17 protein-coding genes are annotated in these 18,746 nt (G+C 63.2%); 6 read left to right on the forward strand and 11 right to left on the reverse strand.

All coding sequences use genetic code 11. From position 1 onward, the window contains the following. The first annotated feature begins 52 nt into the window (after positions 1 to 52). Both CJO11_RS06715 and CJO11_RS06720 read left to right on the forward strand, forming a co-directional pair. Complete coding sequence (locus tag CJO11_RS06715; protein WP_095012019.1) at positions 53 to 1,318, forward strand: nucleotide sugar dehydrogenase; 1,266 nt, start codon at positions 53 to 55, stop codon at positions 1,316 to 1,318. Further along, positions 1,315 to 2,538, forward strand: a complete 1,224-nt coding sequence (locus tag CJO11_RS06720) for a glycosyltransferase family 4 protein (protein ID WP_095012020.1) — start codon at positions 1,315 to 1,317, stop codon at positions 2,536 to 2,538. Before CJO11_RS06715 ends, CJO11_RS06720 begins: the two co-directional genes overlap by 4 nt. Here CJO11_RS06720 and CJO11_RS06725 read toward each other — a convergent pair. Continuing rightward, positions 2,515 to 3,030 carry a hypothetical protein gene (locus CJO11_RS06725; RefSeq protein ID WP_095012021.1) on the reverse strand — a complete coding sequence of 172 codons (516 nt, stop codon included), beginning with the start codon at positions 3,028 to 3,030 and terminating at the stop codon, positions 2,515 to 2,517. The genes CJO11_RS06720 and CJO11_RS06725 overlap by 24 nt on opposite strands. Positions 3,031 to 3,254: 224 nt before the next feature. On the opposite strand from CJO11_RS06725, the gene CJO11_RS06730 reads away from it, so the two are divergent. Together CJO11_RS06730 and CJO11_RS06735 are read left to right on the forward strand one after the other, a co-directional pair. Then, entirely contained in the window at positions 3,255 to 3,938 is a 684-nt protein-coding gene (locus tag CJO11_RS06730) for a polysaccharide biosynthesis/export family protein (RefSeq protein WP_240504335.1), read from the forward strand. A gap of 19 nt (positions 3,939 to 3,957) precedes the next feature. Then, entirely contained in the window at positions 3,958 to 6,159 is a 2,202-nt protein-coding gene (locus tag CJO11_RS06735) for a GumC family protein (RefSeq protein WP_095012023.1), read from the forward strand. A gap of 22 nt (positions 6,160 to 6,181) precedes the next feature. Here CJO11_RS06735 and CJO11_RS06740 read toward each other — a convergent pair whose 3' ends face one another. Beyond that, entirely contained in the window at positions 6,182 to 7,543 is a 1,362-nt protein-coding gene (locus CJO11_RS06740) for an oligosaccharide flippase family protein (RefSeq protein ID WP_095012024.1), read from the reverse strand. Between the two features lie 196 nt (positions 7,544 to 7,739). Here CJO11_RS06740 and CJO11_RS06745 point away from each other — a divergent pair, with 196 nt between their 5' ends. Continuing rightward, positions 7,740 to 8,612 (forward strand): glycosyltransferase family 2 protein, encoded by an 873-nt coding sequence (locus CJO11_RS06745; protein ID WP_095012025.1) that lies wholly within the window; start codon positions 7,740 to 7,742, stop codon positions 8,610 to 8,612. A 9-nt stretch (positions 8,613 to 8,621) separates the two neighbouring features. On the opposite strand, the gene CJO11_RS06750 is transcribed toward CJO11_RS06745, so the two are convergent. From CJO11_RS06750 to CJO11_RS06760, 3 genes are read right to left on the reverse strand one after another with little or no spacing between them, the layout of a single operon-like run. After that, positions 8,622 to 9,581, reverse strand: coding sequence for a glycosyltransferase family 2 protein (locus tag CJO11_RS06750; RefSeq protein ID WP_095012026.1), 960 nt, complete (start codon positions 9,579 to 9,581; stop codon positions 8,622 to 8,624). Between the two features lie 26 nt (positions 9,582 to 9,607). Next, on the reverse strand, positions 9,608 to 10,108 hold the full coding sequence (locus CJO11_RS13435; RefSeq protein ID WP_095012027.1) for an acyltransferase: 501 nt from the start codon (positions 10,106 to 10,108) through the stop codon (positions 9,608 to 9,610). After that, positions 10,105 to 11,502: a hypothetical protein gene (locus tag CJO11_RS06760; protein WP_095012028.1), complete on the reverse strand. Its 1,398-nt coding sequence runs from the start codon at positions 11,500 to 11,502 to the stop codon at positions 10,105 to 10,107. Before CJO11_RS06760 ends, CJO11_RS13435 begins: the two co-directional genes overlap by 4 nt. Before the next feature lie 68 nt (positions 11,503 to 11,570). On the opposite strand from CJO11_RS06760, the gene CJO11_RS06765 reads away from it, so the two are divergent. After that, entirely contained in the window at positions 11,571 to 12,296 is a 726-nt protein-coding gene (locus CJO11_RS06765; protein WP_095012029.1) for a sulfotransferase family protein, read from the forward strand. A gap of 8 nt (positions 12,297 to 12,304) precedes the next feature. Here the strand turns inward: CJO11_RS06765 and CJO11_RS06770 are convergent, their stop codons facing one another. From CJO11_RS06770 to CJO11_RS06795, 6 genes are read right to left on the reverse strand one after another with little or no spacing between them, the layout of a single operon-like run. After that, positions 12,305 to 13,465, reverse strand: a complete 1,161-nt coding sequence (locus CJO11_RS06770) for an acyltransferase family protein (protein WP_095012030.1) — start codon at positions 13,463 to 13,465, stop codon at positions 12,305 to 12,307. Further along, on the reverse strand, positions 13,459 to 13,860 hold the full coding sequence (locus CJO11_RS06775) for a VOC family protein (RefSeq protein ID WP_095012031.1): 402 nt from the start codon (positions 13,858 to 13,860) through the stop codon (positions 13,459 to 13,461). Before CJO11_RS06775 ends, CJO11_RS06770 begins: the two co-directional genes overlap by 7 nt. Then, positions 13,860 to 14,921 carry a hypothetical protein gene (locus CJO11_RS06780; RefSeq protein WP_150124990.1) on the reverse strand — a complete coding sequence of 354 codons (1,062 nt, stop codon included), beginning with the start codon at positions 14,919 to 14,921 and terminating at the stop codon, positions 13,860 to 13,862. The genes CJO11_RS06775 and CJO11_RS06780 overlap by 1 nt, the downstream gene beginning before the upstream one ends. A 24-nt stretch (positions 14,922 to 14,945) precedes the next feature. After that, on the reverse strand, positions 14,946 to 16,496 hold the full coding sequence (locus tag CJO11_RS06785; protein ID WP_095012033.1) for an MBOAT family O-acyltransferase: 1,551 nt from the start codon (positions 16,494 to 16,496) through the stop codon (positions 14,946 to 14,948). A 58-nt stretch (positions 16,497 to 16,554) separates the two neighbouring features. After that, the gene (locus tag CJO11_RS06790; protein WP_095012034.1) at positions 16,555 to 18,447 is read right to left on the reverse strand and encodes an HAD-IIIC family phosphatase; all 1,893 of its coding nucleotides are present in this window, start codon (positions 18,445 to 18,447) and stop codon (positions 16,555 to 16,557) included. A 27-nt stretch (positions 18,448 to 18,474) separates the two neighbouring features. Next, positions 18,475 to 18,717, reverse strand: a complete 243-nt coding sequence (locus CJO11_RS06795; protein ID WP_240504336.1) for an acyl carrier protein — start codon at positions 18,715 to 18,717, stop codon at positions 18,475 to 18,477. Positions 18,718 to 18,746: the final 29 nt, after the last annotated feature.

The following is an 18,746-nucleotide window of genomic DNA, read 5'->3' on the forward strand; positions in this document are numbered from 1 at the left end:
ACCTTCGTACTCGAAGGCGATCGCGCAGTTTGCCAGGCGAAGGTCCGAACCATTGAAAATATTGATTTTCGGACTTGGTTACGTCGGTTCGACGGCCGCGGGATGTCTCGCCAGCCAGGGACACCGCGTGATCGGGATCGACGTCAATCCGGCCAAGGTGGACGCGATCAATGCCGGCCTATCACCAGTCCGCGAGCCGGGGCTCGATGAGCTGGTAGCCGAGGCCCGGACCGAAGGATTGCTGTCCGCTTCGCTGACGCCGGGCGAAGAGCTTTTCGATGCCGACCTGGCGATTGTTTGCGTTGGCACGCCAAGCGGTCCCGACGGAGCGCACGACATGGGGCACATCGTGCAGGTCACGCGCTCGATCGCCGAGGCATTGCAGCCGGGGCGCGAAGGGCAGCTAACCGTCGCCTACCGTTCGACCATGCGGCCGGGGAGCATGGAAACGCTCATCCGACCGATCTTCGAAGCGTCACTGGGGAACAATTGCGAAGCGACCGTCGAGCTAGTCTACAATCCTGAGTTCCTGCGCGAGGCGAGCGCGATCGAGGATTTTTTCACGCCGCCCAAGATCGTTGTCGGTACGCGCGACGGTAAGCCGTCTGCGGCGATGGACGCGTTGCACGAAGGGATCGACGCGCCGACGTTCCACGTCGGATATCGCGAGGCCGAACTGACCAAGTTCGTCGACAATTCGTGGCACGCTACAAAGGTGGTATTCGCCAACGAGATCGGGCGGCTCTGCGCGCAGCTCGGCATTTCCGCCAGCCAGGTCCACGCGATGTTTGCCGCCGACACCAGGCTCAACATTTCGCCGGCCTACACCCGGCCCGGAGGGGCGTTTGGCGGATCGTGCCTGCCCAAGGACGTGCGCGCGCTCCAGCACCTCGCCGCCGAAGCCGGTGCCAGTGCGCAGCTCATCGATAGCCTGATGAGCAGCAACGCGGCGCACCTGCAGTTCCAGTTCGACCGGGTGGCCGCGGCAGTTGAACCGGGTGCAAAGATCCTGCTCGTCGGCCTTTCCTTCAAGCTAGGTACTGACGACTTGCGCGAGAGCCCTGCATTGGACCTTGCCCGGCGGCTGATCGACGCCAGATACAGGCTTGCCATTTACGAAGCGGAGTTGAGCCCCAATGCGCTTCTCGGGCAGAACCGCGACTACGCCATGTCCCACTTGCCTGAACTACGAGAGTTGCTGGTCGACAGGGAAACCGCGCAGGCAGGTGATTTCGCTCTTGCCGTCGCAACCAACCGGCTGGTCGACACGCTCGATCTCGGTGCCACGCCAGTGCTCGACCTCAGCGTAATCGCATGACCGGCAGCGACAGCCAGCCGCTCGCCGGGCGCAAGGTCCTGATCATTGTCGAGAACCTGCCGCTGCCGTTCGACCGGCGCGTGTGGCAGGAGGCGCGCACGCTGGTTGCGGCAGGCGCAGAGGTCTCAGTGATCTGCCCGACCGGCAAGGGCTACAAGGCGCGCTTCGAGACGATCGAAGGGGTCGAAATCCATCGCCACCCGTTGCCGCTGGAGGCGAGCGGCGCGGTCGGCTTCCTGCTCGAGTATTCTGCTGCGCTGCTGTGGCAGACTCTGCTGGCATGGAAGATATATTTCCGCCGCGGGTTCGACGTGATCCACGGGTGCAACCCGCCTGACCTGATCTTCCTCGTCGCGCTGCCGTTCCGCCTGCTGGGCGTGAAGTTCCTGTTCGACCACCACGACATCAACCCCGAGCTGTACGAGGCCAAGTTCGGCAAGCGGGGGCCGTTCTGGCACCTGCTGAAGCTGTTCGAACGGCTGACGTTCGCCACCGCGACGATCTCGATCGCGACCAACCGATCGTATCGCAAGATCGCGATCGACCGCGGGGGAATGAAACCGGAGCGGGTGTTCGTCGTGCGCTCAGGCCCCGACCTATCGCGGGTCAACCGGGTTGAACCGGTCGAGCGGTGGAAGAACGGGCGGCCGCACATGGCCGGATATGTCGGAGTGATGGGCGAGCAGGAGGGGATCGACTTGCTGATCGAGGCGGTCGCGCATCTCACCGGGCCGATGGGGCGCAGGGACATCCAGTTCGTGCTCGTCGGCGGTGGTCCGAGCTTGCCCGACTTGCGGGAACTCGCCGAGCGGCGCGGCGTGGCGGACTTCATCACCTTTCCCGGACGCACGCCCGACGAGGACCTGTTCGCAGTGCTTTCGACGATGGATGTCGGGGTCAATCCCGACCGGGTTAACGCGATGAACGACCTCTCCACGATGAACAAGATCATGGAATACATGGCTTGCGGCAAACCGATTGTGCAGTTCGACGTCACCGAGGGGCGCTTTTCCGCGCAGGATGCTTCGCTCTATGCCAAGCCCAACGACCCGATCGACTTTGCGCGGAAGATCGCCGAACTGATCGACGATCCCGAACGGCGCGCGGCGATGGGTGAATTCGGCAGGAAGCGCGTCGAGCAGGAACTCGACTGGTCGAAGCAGGTCGAACCGCTGCTTGCCGCGTACCGCCTCGCTCTAGGGATCGCGCCGGACGCGTAGCGCGAAGATCGCTGCGGCTCCCACGACTAGCGTCGCGCCGATATCGAACAGCCAGTTGAGGTGCATCGGGCGGTAGAGCACGCTGTCGGTCACATGCCAGGAGACGATCCGCAAGATCATCAGCAATCCCATCGCAAGACAGCCAAAGCCGGCAACCGCGAGGGGTCGCATGGCCCCAAGTCTCAACTTTCGCGCACGTCCGCCGGCCAGCATCGCGCAAATCGCGACAAAGGCGAACGCGGTGCCGACCACCAGGGGTCCCTGCACTGTACGTCGCACTGCATAATCGCCGTCTTCGCGGGCGTTCAAGCGGAGCGCATCGGTCAGCGTATGCTCGAGGCCGAAGCCGCGCGAAACTGCCAACAGGATGAAAAATGCCGCGAACAACGCCCATGCCAGCCGGTCAGCAGCGCGTGAATCGCTTCCGAGCGCAGCCCACGCACACAGGGTAGCGACAACCAGGTAAAGCGCTTCAGCGACGAAATTGAACACGATTGGTGACGCCCCGGAAATGGCTGAATCGCGCGAACTTTAGGTCACAAGCGGGCGAAATCCAATGATTCCGCCAGCCGCAGCGCAGGACCTTTCAATAACCGTCGACACGGCAGGTGCGATCCTTGCGCTCACCCTGCACGCCGATTAAGCATTTTCCCATCGGGACCGAGTCTTGGGATGAATGCACGATGCTGTTTGGCAGGCCGATTCCAGGCCGCAGATTGACCCTTCTTGCAAGCGGGATCGTTGCGCTTTCGGGATGTGTCGATACGCCTTCTCCGCAAGCGGGGGCAGTCAATGCAGTGGCGGTTTCCGACCAGGGACAGGCGGATTTTTCCTCCAAGCCCGAAGCGACCTACCTCCTCAAGCCGGCTGACTCGATCTCGCTGATCGTATTCCGCGAACCCGATCTGTCGCTCCAAAGCGTCGCGATCGGCGTCGATGGCACGATTTCGTTTCCCCTGCTGGGCAAGGTCCAGGCAGCCGGGCTGACGACCGCCCAGCTTGCAGACAAGATCCAGCAGGAACTTGGCGACGGGTACCTCAAGGACCCGCACGTTGCAGTAAACGTAATCGATTACGGATCGCACGTCGTCACCGTTGAAGGGGCGGTGAAGAAAGCCGGGATTTACAACTACCAGCCCGGGACCCGCCTGTCGGGCGCGATTGCGCTGGCCGAAGGGACATCGAACGTTGCCAAGCTGCGCGACGTGGCGATCTTCCGCCAGCGACCCGACGGAATCTGGGTGGCGAAGTTCGACTATCGCGAGGTCGTCAAGGGTACGATGATCGATCCGCTGATCGCGCCGGGCGACCGGGTCGTTGTCGGCACCTCCGCGCTGTCGCAGGCATGGCAGGACACGCTCAAGGCGCTGCCGGCCTTTGCCATCTTCACACGCTTGTAGCGGCCGGGAGTGTGCAGCTGTGAACGATAGCCCCCACCCCGAACCGTCAAACTCGGCCAGCCAGACCGGCTGGCTCGAAGAACTGCTGAGGATCGAGCCGGACGGGGGATACGGCCCGTTCAACATGCTCGACATTTCGAAGGTGCGCGGGTTCCTCTGGCGCCAGCGCTATGTGCTGGGCGGGATCGTCGCCGGCTTCCTCGTTCTGGGCTTCCTCATCACAATGCTGATGACGCCGATCTTCCAGGCTACCTCGACCGTAAGGGTCGATCCCGAGATGTCGACCATCGTCGACGACGGGCAGGCCCCGCCGGACCTGAGGGGCAACGATTACCTGCGTTATATCAGCACGCTGACGACGGTCATCCAGAGCCGTTCGCTGGCGCTGCGGGTAGTCGATGCGCTCGACCTCGGGAAAAACGCGGAATTCGTAGGCTCCGATGCCGCAAGACTGCCTCCCGCCAAGGCCAGAGATATCGCCGCGACGATGCTCATGGGCGAAGTGAAAGCGGAAACGCCCGACGATAACCGGATCATCCAGATCCACGTCCGCTCACCCGATCCCGCGCTCGCCGCGAAGATCGCCAATGCCTACAGCGACGCGTTCCTCGAGGATGACATCCGCCGCAGCTTGGCCAAGAACGAATACGCCCAGACCTATCTTTCAAAACAGATCGGGGATGTCCGCAAGCAGCTCCAGGATGCCGAGCGCAAGGCGATCTCCTATGCGCGCACCAATCGGATCGTCGGTGATGCACTGTTGGGCCAGTCATACGATCCGGCAACCGGGACGACCAGCGACCAGGCGGCTCCGCCCACCACGACTGCCAGCAACCTCGCAGCGATCAACGCGGCCTATTCCGCCGCTGTCGCCCGGCGCATCCAGGCGCAGCAACGCTGGGACGCGATTGCCCGGACCGATCCGGCAGACCTGCCAGAGGTGCAGCAGAGCGTCGCAGTACAACAACTGATCACGAATCGCGCAGCGGCGGCGAGCCAGCTCGCGGACCTCCAGATCCGCTATGGCAAGAAATACCCCCAAGTCAGCGAGTTGCAGGCGCAGATCGCGACGATCGACCGGCAAATCACGCAAGTCAGCAACGACATCAAGGACGGCATCCACCAGAACTACCTGATCGCGCAGCGGCAGGAGAGCGCGCTTGCCGGGCAGTTGCACAAGGTATCGAACGAAACGCTCAACGAGCAGGATCGGCGGGTGGTTTTCAACCAGCTCCAGCGCGAGGCGTTCTCGCTGCGGGCACAGCTGCAAGACCTGATGGCGCGCTACAACCAGATATCGTCCGCTGCGAATGCGCGCCCGGGGACGATCACCAAGCTCGATGCGGCAACCGTCCCTGGCTCTCCATCCTCGCCCAACGTGGTCCGGAACATGTTGCTGGCGCTGATTGCCGGTGTCTCTGTTGCGGTCATGCTGGCTCTGCTGCGCGACGCATTCGACGATCGCCTGCACACGCTCGACGACGTGGAACGCAAGCTGGCGCTGCCGCCGCTCGGATTCACGCCGTTCGTCGCGGACATGGAGGATGAAAAGGACTCGGTTGCCCAAAAGGAGGCATATACCGCGATCCGCACGTCGATCGATTTCGCGCTGCCGCGCCGCGGCTGCAACGTGATCCAGGTCACCTCGAGCCAGGTCGGCGAAGGCAAGACGACCGTCGCAGAGGCGATCGCCCGCAAGTTCGCGCAGATGGGTCGCAAGGTGCTGCTGGTCGACGCCGACTTGCGCAAACCGTCGATCGCCGCGCAGTTCGGCCAGGCGCGCGGAAAGCTCGGCCTTCCCGAACTGCTGTTGGGGCAATGTTCGCTTGAAGACGTGCTGGTGGAGCACGACCAACCGGATCTCGACGTCGTACCGGTCGGCCCGCTTCCCGCCAACCCGACCGATATCCTGTCGTCGCAGCAGTTTGCGGATTTCATCGATCAGCAACGCGCGAACTATGCGCTGATCGTCCTCGATTCGCCGCCTGTGATCGGGCTGGCGGACTCGCCGGTCATCGCCCAGCTGACCGACGGGTTGGTATTCATCATCGAAGCCAATCGCGCGCACTTCGGTCAGGCCAAGGCCGCTGTCCGTCGCTTGCGCCAGGCCAACGCCAACATCCTGGGCGTGGTGATGACCAAGTTCCGCCCGCTCGACGCGGGTCAGGCCTACGATTACCAGTACAATTATTATTCCTATGGCAAGCAAGCCGACGCCTGAGTCTCTTTAGGCAGGAACCGCTTCAACCGTCCGCAGACGGCGCGCCGCCATCGTCGGAACGGCGAATGAACTGGTGCCACACCGCCGCAATCGAGGCGACATTGCGAACCACAACCGCGAATGCGACCGTCAGTGCCGCACCGACGAGCCCCAAGTGACCTATGGTCAACACCAGCAGCGCGATCGCACCACCGGTAGCGACGATCTCGATACGCTGCACCAGATGCTCGCGGTGGGTCATCAGCAGCACCATGCCCATCGGCCCGGCAGCGACATTGGTGAACTGGGCGATCGCCATGATGACCAGTGCGGTCGCGCCGGTACGGAAGTCTCCCCCGAACAATCCCAGCAACCACGAAGGTGCAAGCAGGATCGCACCGAGCAGGGGGATCCCCACGAGAGCACCGAGCAACCCGGTCTTGCGGGCAGCGGCGATCATCGCCCTGCGATCCCCTTTGGCATAGAGCGTAGCGAGGTGCGGCCCTGCCATCTGCGCGAAGGCGTTGTTGATGATCGCAAACAGCAGGCAATACTGGACTGCCACCCGGAAAATACCCGCCTCCGCCGCCCCGTGCACCGCTCCCAATGCCACCAGCGCAAGCCAATCGACCGACTGTGCCATCAGCACGACGCTGACGATCCGGCCACCCGAGCGCAGCGGAAGCGCGGCAGGCGCCACCGGCGATTCGCGGACGATTGATCGCAGGCCGACCATTCCCGCGACAGCCACCGCAAATGTGGAACCGGCATAGACGGCAGCGGGCGCATAGCTCGCCAGCGCCAACCCGCTCGCAAAGGCGACGCCCAGCAGCAGCGCAGCGATGCCGGTATAGGCCACGCCGTCCAAGGACTGGGACAAGAACACGCGTCCGGTCCCCCGGATCGCTGCGGAGACCACCCGAATGATCGCCAGCATCGGAACGGCGATCGACAGGATCAACAGCGAGGGAAGCAGTTCCGGTCGATGCATAATCGACCGCGTCGCTGGAACGCTGGCAAGGGCAACGACAATCGCGATGACGACGCCTAATCCGGCGACAAAGCGAACCGACCGGCGAATCGCCCCCTTCGCTGCGGCCAGATCGCCCTCTCTCCATGCAACCGAGACAGTGCGCACCAGCACCGTGTCGAGGCCCATTGCCGCGGCCAGCGATGCCAACGCGGCGGTCGTCAGCGCAATCTGGAATATGCCTACGCCCCCCGCCCCCAGTGCGTGAGCGACCAGAAAGCTGAGCGCAAAACTCGCCACCGCGCCAGCGCCCTTGAGGGCAAGGCCAATCGCAAGATCGCGTTCAAGCCGTGAAGGACCGAATCCGAGGATTTGCTCCAAGAACTTCCTCACCTGACCGCTGCACCTCGTTCTGGTCTCTCGCAGCGGCATCATGGCGCGCGATGGCAGGATTCATAGCCCCGCGACCCAACTAAGTCGGTGATTCCTGCCTGCAGCCGAACGGTTGCGCGGCAGTCGCGGCACCTCTAGCTGGGACCTGGAGCGATCGAACCAGGGCGGGTTGCGAAGTGGTCAGACAATCGGACAACATCCCGAAGTGCAGCTGGATTGCTCACCTGGATCGTGCCGGATGAGCGCTCCGTTTTCGGTCGTCATTCCGGCGCACAACGAAGAGGCCGTGATCGCTCGCTGCCTCCAGGCCCTGCTGCACGACGCCCCGCGACACGCGTTGCCCGAGGTGGTCGTCGTCGCGAATGCGTGCAACGACCGGACCGCGGATATCGCGCGCCAGAGCGCACCGCATGCGAAAATCGTGGAGATTCCTGTCGGGTCCAAGACGCTGGCCATGAACGAAGGCCGCAAGCACGTCGGCGCTGCGCCGTGCTTCTTCCTCGATGCCGATGTCCAGTGCAGCCATGCCTCGCTGGCCGCCACTGCCGAGGTGCTCGAACAACCCGGCGTGATGATCGCGTCCCCGGCGTTGCGAATGGACCTGTCGCGCAGCGACCGATGGGTTCGGGCATATTACCGGGTGTGGTTGACCCAGCCGTATGCCAGCGATCACCTGGTCGGTTCCGGGCTGTTCGGGATTTCTGCCGCCGGCCTGGAATCGATCGGCGACTTTCCTCCGATCTTCGGGGACGACGTCTGGCTGCGCACGCGCTTTACCCGCCACGAGCGCCGCAGCGTACCGCGTGGGAGTGACGGGCAGGCGGCCTACTTCGTCGTCTCGCCGCCCCGGACATGGGCCGACCAGGTTCGGATCGAGGCACGGCGGCGGATCGGGATCGGCGAAGTTGCTAACCAGTTCGACACTTCCGATGACCTTCACCTCAACCATGTCGGTGACTTGCCGCGCGCACTGGCCGGCGGGACTTCGCTCCTCGACGTGACGATATACGTTGCGATGAAGGCAGCGGCGATCGGGCTCTATCGCTGGTACAGGCTGCTCGGCAGGAAGCCCGTCTGGACGCGCGACACCCGGGCACGGCAGCCGGAGTAGACCCTCGCCTTATCCGCTCGGAGGACCGCGACGCCATTCGGCACGGCGGCGCCAGGCATTCGACCATTGGGTCGCCCGCTCGCGAAAGCGTGGGATAAACAAAGCGGCCAGGTGATAAAGCGCGGCTCGCCAGGCGGCCCAGAACAAGGTCATGATGCGGCCGTATCCTTTCAGCCAATGCGGGAAATGCCGATCTATCAGGCCGATCCGCGCGCCCAACACGTAGACGATGCGATCTGCGAACAACGCCGTGCTCGCGCCGCCGTAGTGGATAATCGTCGCCTCCGGAGAAACCATCGGCGAGGCACCGCTTGCCCGCGCCCGCGCGCACAGGTCCGCCTCTTCGCCATACATGAAGAAGGCCGGATCGAACCCGCCGAGTTCGTCCCAGAAGGTTTTCTCGATCAGCAGGAACGAGCCTTGCACGATATCGACCGAGCGCTCGGTATCGCGTTGCCAGCCACCGATTGCCTCGGGATTGAATAGCGCCGAGCCGGGGAACAGCTTGGCAAGCCCGGTTGCCATGCAGGTGACGCTCCACGGGGTGATCCGGCCCCAGCACGAAGTGGGGTTGAGCGTCCGGTCGGCAAACAGCGTGCGGCCGCCCCAGATCTTCGCGTCGGGCTGGCGCTCCGCGAACGCAACCAGCCGATCGATCGCATGATCGAGCACCAGCGTATCGGTGTTGAGCAGCAGGACATAGTGCCCCCGCGCCCGCGCGACCGAGAGGTTGGTGGCGAGCGCGAACCCGTGGTTCTTCGCCTCCGCCATGAGTTCCACTTGGGGGAAATCGGCTGCAATCGCTTCAACTGAGCCGTCGCTCGACCCATTGTCCACCACGATCACTTCGAACGGCATTTCGGTTGTCTGCGCGAATACCGTTCGCAGGCAATCGAGCGTCATTTCGCGGGTATTCCAGTTGACCAGCATCACCGATACCAGTGGCGGCTGTCCGGGCCTGGCGTTCATGACCGTCGGATCGCCTGGCAACGGCCCTAGCCCTCACCGAGGAACTTGCCGGGCAAGGCAGCAGCATGTGGATCGCTTTCGCGCAACGCCCTCTCGTTATCGTCCGCGTCGGAAAAGCGGCCATAGCGCCCGACCGCTATCCCGCTACGGATGACCCGCGCAGGGTTTCCCGCTACGGCCGAATTCGGCGGAACGTCGCGCGTCACCACGCTGCCCGCCCCGATCACGCAATTGTCGCCAATAATCACCCCTGGCAAGATCAGGCTTTCGCCTCCGATGAAGCAGTTTTCCCCGATGCGGGTGTGCAGGTAGAGCCCGCGCGTCCGGTCGTGAGTGAGTATCCGCGAACCAAACGCGAGGTAGCTGTAAGCCCCCACGTGGACGCCCTTGGGAAACGTGAGATCGACTTTAGCCGTCAGCGACATCCGCACACTCGGATCGATATCCAAGCCGAACATTCGCACCAGCAACGCCCTGCGCGCGCCGGTAAGCAATCGTTGCAGGCCCGATAGGCGGTTAAGCGTCATCGCTCGCCTGCCTCCGCTTCATTGCCCTTGGCAAACTGGGCGATGCTGCCGGCGGCACCGACCAGGAACAGGAACCAGCCCATCTCACCCCCCCAGGGCGAAACGGTGAACATCAGCAAGAAGACGATCAGCAAGGTTATCGCGAGGCCCCATTCCATCCGTAGTCCATGAACAGCTTCCAGCTGCGCTCCCGGGCAGCGTATCCGCATCAACCCGACCAGATTGCCGACGAACGCGATCGCGGTGAACGCCAGCACCGGTAGGCCGAACCGCAAGGGCTGCTGCAGCCAATAATTGTCGATGCTGTCGGTCTTCATCCATTCGGGCCTCGCATACGACCCGAAGAAGCCGATCCCGAACAACGGATGCCTGAACACATCGGCCCAGCCATAGATCCAGATCATCATGCGATAGTAACCCGTCGCCGGGTCCAGCGTGAGGTTCCGGATCGCCAGCGATATTATGCCGCTGTTGGAACCGATCTGGAGGACCAAAAATAATACTATGCTGACAGCGATGACTGGCAGCCATGTCAATTTCAGCACCCGTTGGACGATGTGGTAGACCGACATTGCGATCCCTAACGCCAGCGACAGCAGCGCCGCCGAACTGAGGCAGAAAATCGCCCCGAGGCTGGCCGCGATGCCCATCAGCCCGCGGCGCGGAAGGTCCGCGAAGAAATAGAGCGGCAGCAAGGAGCCCATCACCAGCCCGCCGGTGATAGGGTGCTGGAACGGGCCCGTGGCGCGCAACAGGCCAAGCCGCAACCCGCCGATCCGATCGAGCGCAGCCTCGGGCGAGAACCCGGTTATTTCCCCGATCAATGGCCGCACCAGGTATCTGTGGCCGATACTTTCCAGGGCCAGGCACACAGCAATGAAAAGGAAAACCGGTGCCATCAGGTAAAGCAGGCGGCGCAATTCAAGCGGACTGGCAATCAACATTCTTCCAACGAAGTAGGCTGCAAACAGATCGAGCGACAACGCGCCTGCCGATTGATATCCGGCCAATCCGTAGATGTTGAGGGTTGCGATTGCGATCCACCCGGCTGCGAGAATTATCGCCACATCGGATATTGTCGGCCGAAAGCGGTTTTCGCGCATTCGCACGAGAGCGAACGGCAATGCGAAAAGCAGGCCGATACGATAGGCGTAGAGCTCGAACCCGCCGAGGCTCAGCCGCGCCTCTGGTGGCAGCAGCATCAACAACACGACGACAAGCGGCACGAGATCGATCCGGGAGAGGATCAATCGCTTGGCCAGCCGTCGGCGAATCCTCAACCGCGCACCGATCGGCACCGCGTCCGTGACAGCAAGGGCCCGATCCGGCTCCTGCCCGTCGGCGCCGGAGATTCGGCGCGGTACGAACCCGGAATGGCTAACCGGCTCGGTCATGCGGCGCAGTCGGATGACAAGGGAGGCACCTGCTCGGTCTGGACTCGGATCGCTTGCAGGTATGGCCAATGCCGCCACGCATTGATAGACCCTCGGCGGGTTTTGCCACTCCGCCGCACGGCAAGCGCCAGCCATCCAGCTTCGGGGACACCGCGACGTCGCACCAGCCGCCCATCACCGCCAAGGTCTTTTGCATCGGCTTCCAGAAGACAGGGACTTCGTCCCTGCGCGACGCGCTGGCGGAACTGGGCTTTAACGTCGCAGGCGTGTTTGGCCGGACAACCCCGCTCGATCAATTGCGCAAGACTTTCGTTGAGGCAGGGCTCGAGGTCGCCAGTCGGCACGACGCGGTGCAGGACATGCCCTGGCCGCTGATGTTTCGCCAACTCGATGCCCGCTTCCCCGGTGCGAGGTTCATCCTGACCGTGCGCGATACCGATCGCTGGTTCCAGTCTATCGAAGCGCATTTCGGCGATCGGCCGTATCACATCCAGCAACTGACCTACGGCGCGGATGCGGGAGCGCCGACAGGCAACGAAAGCCGCTATCGCAGGGTCTACGAAGCGCACAATGCCGCCGTCCGGCAATACTTTGCGGATCGTCCGGGCGACTTGCTGGTGATGGACCTCGAGCGCGGAGACGGCTGGGCGCAGCTCGGCGAATTCCTCGGCATCGCCGTTCCCGAAGGCCCCTTCATCCGCACCAATTCGGCTCAGCAGCGCGAGACGTTTACTGCCCGATTGCGCAAGTGGCTGCACAGGTTGGGATTGCCGGTAAAGACGATCGACCGCTGAAACGAGGTCTAGGCCGCGTGCCCGGTAGGCTGCATGATCCTGCGCGCAGCCGAGTTGATCCAGGTTCGGGCGGGCATCTCGAACCAACGGTGCGTGATCAGCGACAGGCAGGTGACGCCAACGAGGCCGCCAATGATGCAGGCAAGGGAAACAGCGGTCCCCTCTCGAAGCGTCCCGGCCAACCCCAGATCGAACAGGGCGATCCCGAAGCCGAAATGCAGCATGTAGAGCGAGTAAGACGCGTCTCCCAGCCGTACTGCGAACGGACTACACAACAGGCTCGATCCACCGTGCCGCTCCGCGTCGGCAGCGAGATAGATCACTGCCGCCGTGCAAAGCACTACGAACAAGGGCGACGTTTCCAGAAAAGCCAGCACCAGTGTCAGCACGAATGCTATCGGAAAGCCGACAACAGAGGCCGTCCGGCCCATGCTGTACCTTTCGCCGAACCTGTACAGCGCCATCCCCAGCAGGAATTCCGGCAGGATGCGGAAGATCCCTGCATTCCATGTCAAGTGGACCAGGCTGTTACCTAACGCCGCCTGATAGCCCAGCGAGAAAATCGCGAGGAACGCGGCCCCGACAATCACGCCTGCAACCGGTCGCCGCGCGGCCTTGCTAACAAGCGCGCCCATCAGCGGGAAAGCGAGGTATGCAAACCATTCTGCGCTGATCGACCACGAAGGCATGTTGAACAGCAGGCCATCGGTTGCCCCCCAGGCATGGATGAGCAGTACATGGGCCAGGAACTCGCGCATCAGTTCACCGCGAGGCAACTTCATGAAATCAGCCGGATCCCAGACGCTGAACGACCACTGTTGATGGCGCGCCAAGAGGCCGAACGCGATCATCAGCAAGAGTGTCATCAGGTGCATCGGGTATATCCGCCCGATGCGCCGGCTGACGAAATTCCAATAGTCGAGCCGCCCTTCGACTTGCCGTTGCAGGTAGACATGGCTGAGGACGAAGCCCGACAGCACGAAAAAGAAATCGACTCCGAGGTAACCCGCCCGCACGATTGAAGCATCGTAAAGCACTGAATTAGGGTAGAAGTTCGACCAGTGGAACAGCACCACCCAAACCGCTGCAATAAAGCGCAGCGAAGTGAGCGACCGGATTTCGTCGGGAAAGGGCCTGGTCACAGGCGCGACGCCGCTGGGACCTACCATGGCTGGACCAGTTCGATCTGAACGCCGCGGGTCGAAGCGGGATGGATGAAGTTGCACCAGAAATCACCCGCTCCCTTGATCGGGGCCGGCTCGAGCAATCGCAAGTCGCGTTCGGCGCACCACCGCTCGGCTTCAGCGAAGTCGGCGATCTGGTATGCAAAGTGATGCACCCCGCCCACCCCCTGGTTGAAGCGCAGCAGCGGACCATCATCCGCGACGACAAGTTCGATCGCCGCGCCTCCACCAGCCGGACGGGTAAACACGCACCAGCAATGCCATCGCTCGACATAGCCGCGATAGTCCTCGGTCAGCCCGAAAGTCGCCATGTGTTCCTCGACATCGCGCATCGACGACAGCACGATCCCCACATGGTGGAGCGTATAGGTCTCGAACATCAGCGCCCCTTCTCTGTCGGCAGCGGGGTTGCTTCCAGCAACCGGCGGTCCACGATCTGCCCGGCGAGCCAGCCGGTCAGACGGGCCGATCCGATGCGGTTGGAGTGTGCATAATCGGAATAGTTGCGCGGGTCCTGCGCAAGGAAGTCGGCCTGCAGCAATGGGCCAAAGCGACGATAGAAATTCGCGCCCTTTACCGGCACCGCATGGGCAAACACCGGCGTGTAGAGGAACACCACTTTGGTCCCGTTGGCTTTGGCGAGCCGGGCAATTCGGGGGGTGTAAGTCCGTTCGATCGCAAATTCGTAGTCGGCAAGCGACGGTGGAAGCAGCGGGGGAGCGATCGAATTCATGCGAGCATCCGCCCCGGGGCGTAGCTCGGCAGCAGTATGCACGGCATCCCGGTCGACATAGCGCCCCGTTGGCGAGGCAAAGCTGCGGGTGGTGTCGAAATCGGTCCCGGCATAGTGCGCGCGGTCGAACCGCACACGATCGCCGAATGCGTGAGGAAATAACGTCTGCACGAACAGCGCCATCTGGCGATAAGGCACCGCCGCGAGGTTGGTAAAATAGGCGGAATTGATGAGCACCGGTGCAGCCGCAATATCGCGCGCATCGGCCATGTCGCGAAACGCTGGGTGCGCTTCTCGCGGCATTTGCCCGATCGCGGAAAGTACGATCAGCTTCACTTCGGGATGATCGCGAAGCAGTTGCTTGACGATGACGTAGTGCGCATCGTCGCCTTCTTGCGGCAGCGAAAGGTTGGCTACGTGGACCGGACGGCCCAGCGCCTTGCCCAGCTTTGCCTGCAACAGTGGCGCGCGCACACCGGCCTGCAGCCGCGAGTTGCCAACGATGGCGATGTCGATCGGGATCTTGTCGAACGCGATCCGCTCATACCCCCAGACCGTCCGGAACTGGAGTGTAGGGAGCAGCTGCTGGTAGCGGATGTAGCGATCGTGCGGCAACGCGAACGTGGCCGCGAATAACGCCGCGAAAACCAGCGCGAACAGGCCGAGTAGCGGCCATGCCGCTCGCCTCGTTTCGTCCGTATCTGCCATTTCGTCCTCCACCTAACCGCCCGATCAGAAGTTGAAGTAGATGAACGCGCTCGTCCCGCGCGAGATGAACGCGACGCCCAGAAAGAACACGATTGCCGCAGCGATAGTCCAGCGAGCGGCCATGCGCCATTGGCACCATCCGCGATAGGTCTCGAGCGCGCGCCAGCGGGGCCATTCGAGCACCGGGTCAAACCGGCCCATGATCTGCTGGGTGTTGGGCACCGCGAACATGGCAATGTAACACGCTGCAGTTGCTGCCAATGCGCCGACAACGCCGAGCGGCCACTGCGCATGTGCGGCAAGGCCGTCGCCGCCGCCGGCCATCGCGGCCAGCATCGCGAACGCACTGTGCAGGTTGGCCGATCCGAACGGGACCATCGACACGACAAACGCGAGCACCGTGGCCGCTTGTGCTGCGGGGCGGTGCCACCCGTGCGCCGGCAGACCCGCCTTGCGCCGCTGCTTGCGAGCATCCTTGCGCAGCATCGCCCACGCTTCGTTGGTCGCCATGTAGATGCCTTGCATCAGCCCGAACAGCACAAAGGTCCATCCTGCTCCGTGCCAGATGCCGACCACCATCATAGCGATCATCGTCGGCACGATCACACCGAGACCAAGCGCGCCCCACGCGCCGAAACCGCTCCCGATCGCCACCCGGGTGAGCGAAAGGCTCAGCGGCTGGAACACGTAGGACTGAACCCAGCGGCCGAGAGTGATGTGCCAGCGACGCCAGATCTCGACCACGCTGGTAGAGCGCAGCGGCGAATGGAAGTTGAGCGGCAAGACGATCCCGAACATGCGCGCCGCGCCGATCGCCATGTCCGAATATCCCGAGAAGTCGAAATAGACTTGCCCGGTGTAGGAGAGTGCACCGATCCAGCTGTCGAGCCACCCGAGCGGCGTGCCGACCTTGGCCCCGCCGAAAACCGGGGCGGCGTTAAGCGCCAGCGTGTCGGCGATCACCGTCTTCTTGAACAGGCCGATCGAGAAGATGACGAGTCCGATCAGGATCGACTGGCCGATACGCCCGCAGCTGACCGGCTCGCGATGCTGCCGCACCGTCTCCTCGTAGCGCACGATTGGGCCGGCGAGCAGCTGCGGGAAGAACAGTACGAACGAGGCATAGTCGAGCGGCTTGCCGGGCCCGAAGCGCCCGCGGCTGACGTCGACAAGGTAGCCGATCTGCTGGAAGGTGAAGAACGAGATGCCGAGCGGGAAGATCACCTTCTCGAGAGTGAATCCGCTATCGAACAGGGTGTTCAAGGTGCGGAGTACGAACTCGATGTACTTGAAGTACCCCAGCACCGCGACATTCGCGATCACCGCCGCTGCCATTGCCGCGAAGCGCCAGTTCTCGCGGACACGTGCGATGCACACGGCTGCAAGGTAATTGAGCGCCACCGACACCAGCAGCAACGGAACGAATTGCGGTCCGCCGAGCGCGTAGAACGCCAGTGTCGCGACAATCATGAATGGCCGACGCAGCGCGGCAAGCCTGGTCAATGCCAGCAAGTAGTATCCTGCGACCACGAACGGCAGGAACCCGAAAACGAATCCGATCGAATTGAACAGCATCGCTGGCCTGTCCTCCCCCGTCAGGCTCGCTCGGCAACGGTCTGCCAGGCCACTGCGCTCATGCCGTCACGTCCATCGGAAGATCCGGCGCGCCATAGCTGGCGAGATCGAGCGACCAGAATGTCGTTCCGCCCTCGCCTTCTCCGGCGGCATCGAAGCCGAGGTTCGCGAAGTGGTCGGCCACCAGCCCGTTGCGCGCGGTCGGCAGGTAGGTTCCCAGCAATTTCTCGACCCCCGCTTCCCGTGCCGCCTCCGCGATATGCGCGAGAATCGCTTCCTCGACCCGGCGGCCGAGCACGCGGCAGCTCATCAGCCAGGTGTCGCAGCACCATTCGTCCGCCCCGCGATCGAAGATCACCACCGAAATCATTCCGTTGTCGCCGAAACGGTCGGCCAGGCGCACCTGGATCGCATACTTCGCCGGATCGGATGCGATCGCGGCAACCTCCGCTTCGGAATAGCGCCTGGTCGTGAGGTTAAACTGGTTCGACTTGTTGACCAACTGAGCGATACGTGCGCGTCCCTGATCGTCGAACGGGCGGATCGTGCAGGTCATCTCGAGCGACCGCAGGTAGCCATCCAAGTCGCCCGCCTGCGCCTTCGATGCGGTGCGCAGGGCGTTTGCGCGGTACATCTGCGCGCGGTCGCGGTCTTCCTCGCCGAACGAAACGGCCTCGAAATATCCCGCCATCGACAGCAGCTGCACGTAGTCCGCCGGTTCCTCGCCGACTTCGGGCACGGCGACCTCGGGCAGCTCCTGCCGCACCCGCTCGCGTTCGGCGGGATTGTCGTCGAGCAGGACCAGCGCATCGGTACCGATGTCGAGTGCCTCGGCGATCGCCCGCATATTGCTCGCCTTGTCGCTCCAGTTCGCGACGAAGGCAGCGAAATGCTCTTCCTTGAGCACCATCTCATCGTGCTCGCGGATTGCGCGCAGAGCGACATCGGAAACGTTCTTCGAACACACCGCGAGCAGGACCCCACGGCTGCGCAGGTCGAGCGCGTAGGACTGGATAGCGAGATGCGCTTCGCCGCGCGCCGATCCTTGCCCGAGCACGATACCTTCGACCCCGTCGTCGCCGATCACCCCGCCCCACAGCGTTTCATCGAGATCGAGCACAAGGCACTTGCGGGACAACCCGCGCGCCGCGGCGAGCAAGCGGCACAAGTGCTCGGCGTAGAGCGGAACGGCGTCGAGCGCGAACGGCAGCTTGGCATCATGCCAGCGCATCGGATCGTGCCAGCGCGACAAGCCAATGGTTTCGGCGATCGCCGCAGTGTCGAGCAGCAGGTTGCCCGGACCGACAAGCTCGCTCGCGAGGCGCGCGTTGAACCTTTGGGTCATCGTCCTGATAGACCCGGCCATGCGCACGTCGAAGCTGCCGAACAGGCCTTCCTGCGGCATTGGCAAGGTCTGGAGGATCGCCCCCGCCCCGAGATTGGCTTGCGCCGCGTCGCGCAATGTCGCCGCTTGCCCGAGCGCGGCCTCGACCGCCTCTTCGGCTACAACGTCGCTAAGGACCGGACGCGCAAGCCCCAACGCGTGATGATCGAACGACAGCAGGACGTAGTCCGGTTGCGTGATCGCAAGCGCGGATTGCGGATCGAGCAATCGCTGCGCGGCCAATCCGAATGCGGCGCTCTCCACCGTGACCATCAAGCCGTGGCGAAGCCCGGTGGCCGGGATCGCTTCGGCCACGAATTCGACCGTGTGGCTTGCGGCGATGGTCAGCTTGATCGGTCGCAACCCGCCCGAGGCCCCGAGGGCTTCGACACTGGTACCAATCAATTTGCTCAGTTGCCCCAGCTGCGAGAGATTGAGCGTATGGCGGGCCAACGCGATAGCCTGGCGCTCCTCCAATCCGCCAGCTGCCCGCATTGCCTTGAGCTGCTGGCGAAAGTCCGCCGGTGGCGGCGGCAGCCACGGGAGAGAAAGGGGATCGACGCTCATCGCGGGCAGGCCCGGGAAGCTGCCACCTCAGCCCAACTTCGTCTGCACGAGATCGACCATCTCGCCGATGTTTCGCAGCCCCTCGATCTGGCTGTTGGTGAAACGGATTGCGAACGCCGTCTCCACCGCAACCATGAAGCGGATGTTCGAAAGGCTGTCCCATTCTTCGATGTCAGCAGCCGACAATCCGTCGCGATATTCGAACACATCGAGGTCGAACACGTCCTCGATGATGCCCGTGAGCCGGTCGATGATGTCTGCGCGCGTCACGAAGGGGTCTCCCGGGAAGTGCGTAGCGT

This window comes from Tsuneonella mangrovi, from assembly GCF_002269345.1.
Classification (GTDB): domain Bacteria; phylum Pseudomonadota; class Alphaproteobacteria; order Sphingomonadales; family Sphingomonadaceae; genus Tsuneonella; species Tsuneonella mangrovi.

What these genes read in the sequence shown, in the direction of transcription:
- CJO11_RS06720 (WP_095012020.1), top strand. Translation starts at nt 1,315, where the DNA reads ATGACCGGCAGCGACAGCCAGCCGCTCGCCGGGCGCAAGGTCCTGATC.
- CJO11_RS06740 (WP_095012024.1), bottom strand. Translation starts at nt 7,543, where the DNA reads ATGATGCCGCTGCGAGAGACCAGAACGAGGTGCAGCGGTCAGGTGAGG.
- CJO11_RS06745 (WP_095012025.1), top strand. Translation starts at nt 7,740, where the DNA reads ATGAGCGCTCCGTTTTCGGTCGTCATTCCGGCGCACAACGAAGAGGCC.
- CJO11_RS06750 (WP_095012026.1), bottom strand. Translation starts at nt 9,581, where the DNA reads ATGAACGCCAGGCCCGGACAGCCGCCACTGGTATCGGTGATGCTGGTC.
- CJO11_RS13435 (WP_095012027.1), bottom strand. Translation starts at nt 10,108, where the DNA reads ATGACGCTTAACCGCCTATCGGGCCTGCAACGATTGCTTACCGGCGCG.
- CJO11_RS06760 (WP_095012028.1), bottom strand. Translation starts at nt 11,502, where the DNA reads ATGACCGAGCCGGTTAGCCATTCCGGGTTCGTACCGCGCCGAATCTCC.
- CJO11_RS06765 (WP_095012029.1), top strand. Translation starts at nt 11,571, where the DNA reads ATGCCGCCACGCATTGATAGACCCTCGGCGGGTTTTGCCACTCCGCCG.
- CJO11_RS06770 (WP_095012030.1), bottom strand. Translation starts at nt 13,465, where the DNA reads ATGGTAGGTCCCAGCGGCGTCGCGCCTGTGACCAGGCCCTTTCCCGAC.
- CJO11_RS06775 (WP_095012031.1), bottom strand. Translation starts at nt 13,860, where the DNA reads ATGTTCGAGACCTATACGCTCCACCATGTGGGGATCGTGCTGTCGTCG.
- CJO11_RS06780 (WP_150124990.1), bottom strand. Translation starts at nt 14,921, where the DNA reads ATGGCAGATACGGACGAAACGAGGCGAGCGGCATGGCCGCTACTCGGC.
- CJO11_RS06785 (WP_095012033.1), bottom strand. Translation starts at nt 16,496, where the DNA reads ATGCTGTTCAATTCGATCGGATTCGTTTTCGGGTTCCTGCCGTTCGTG.
- CJO11_RS06790 (WP_095012034.1), bottom strand. Translation starts at nt 18,447, where the DNA reads ATGAGCGTCGATCCCCTTTCTCTCCCGTGGCTGCCGCCGCCACCGGCG.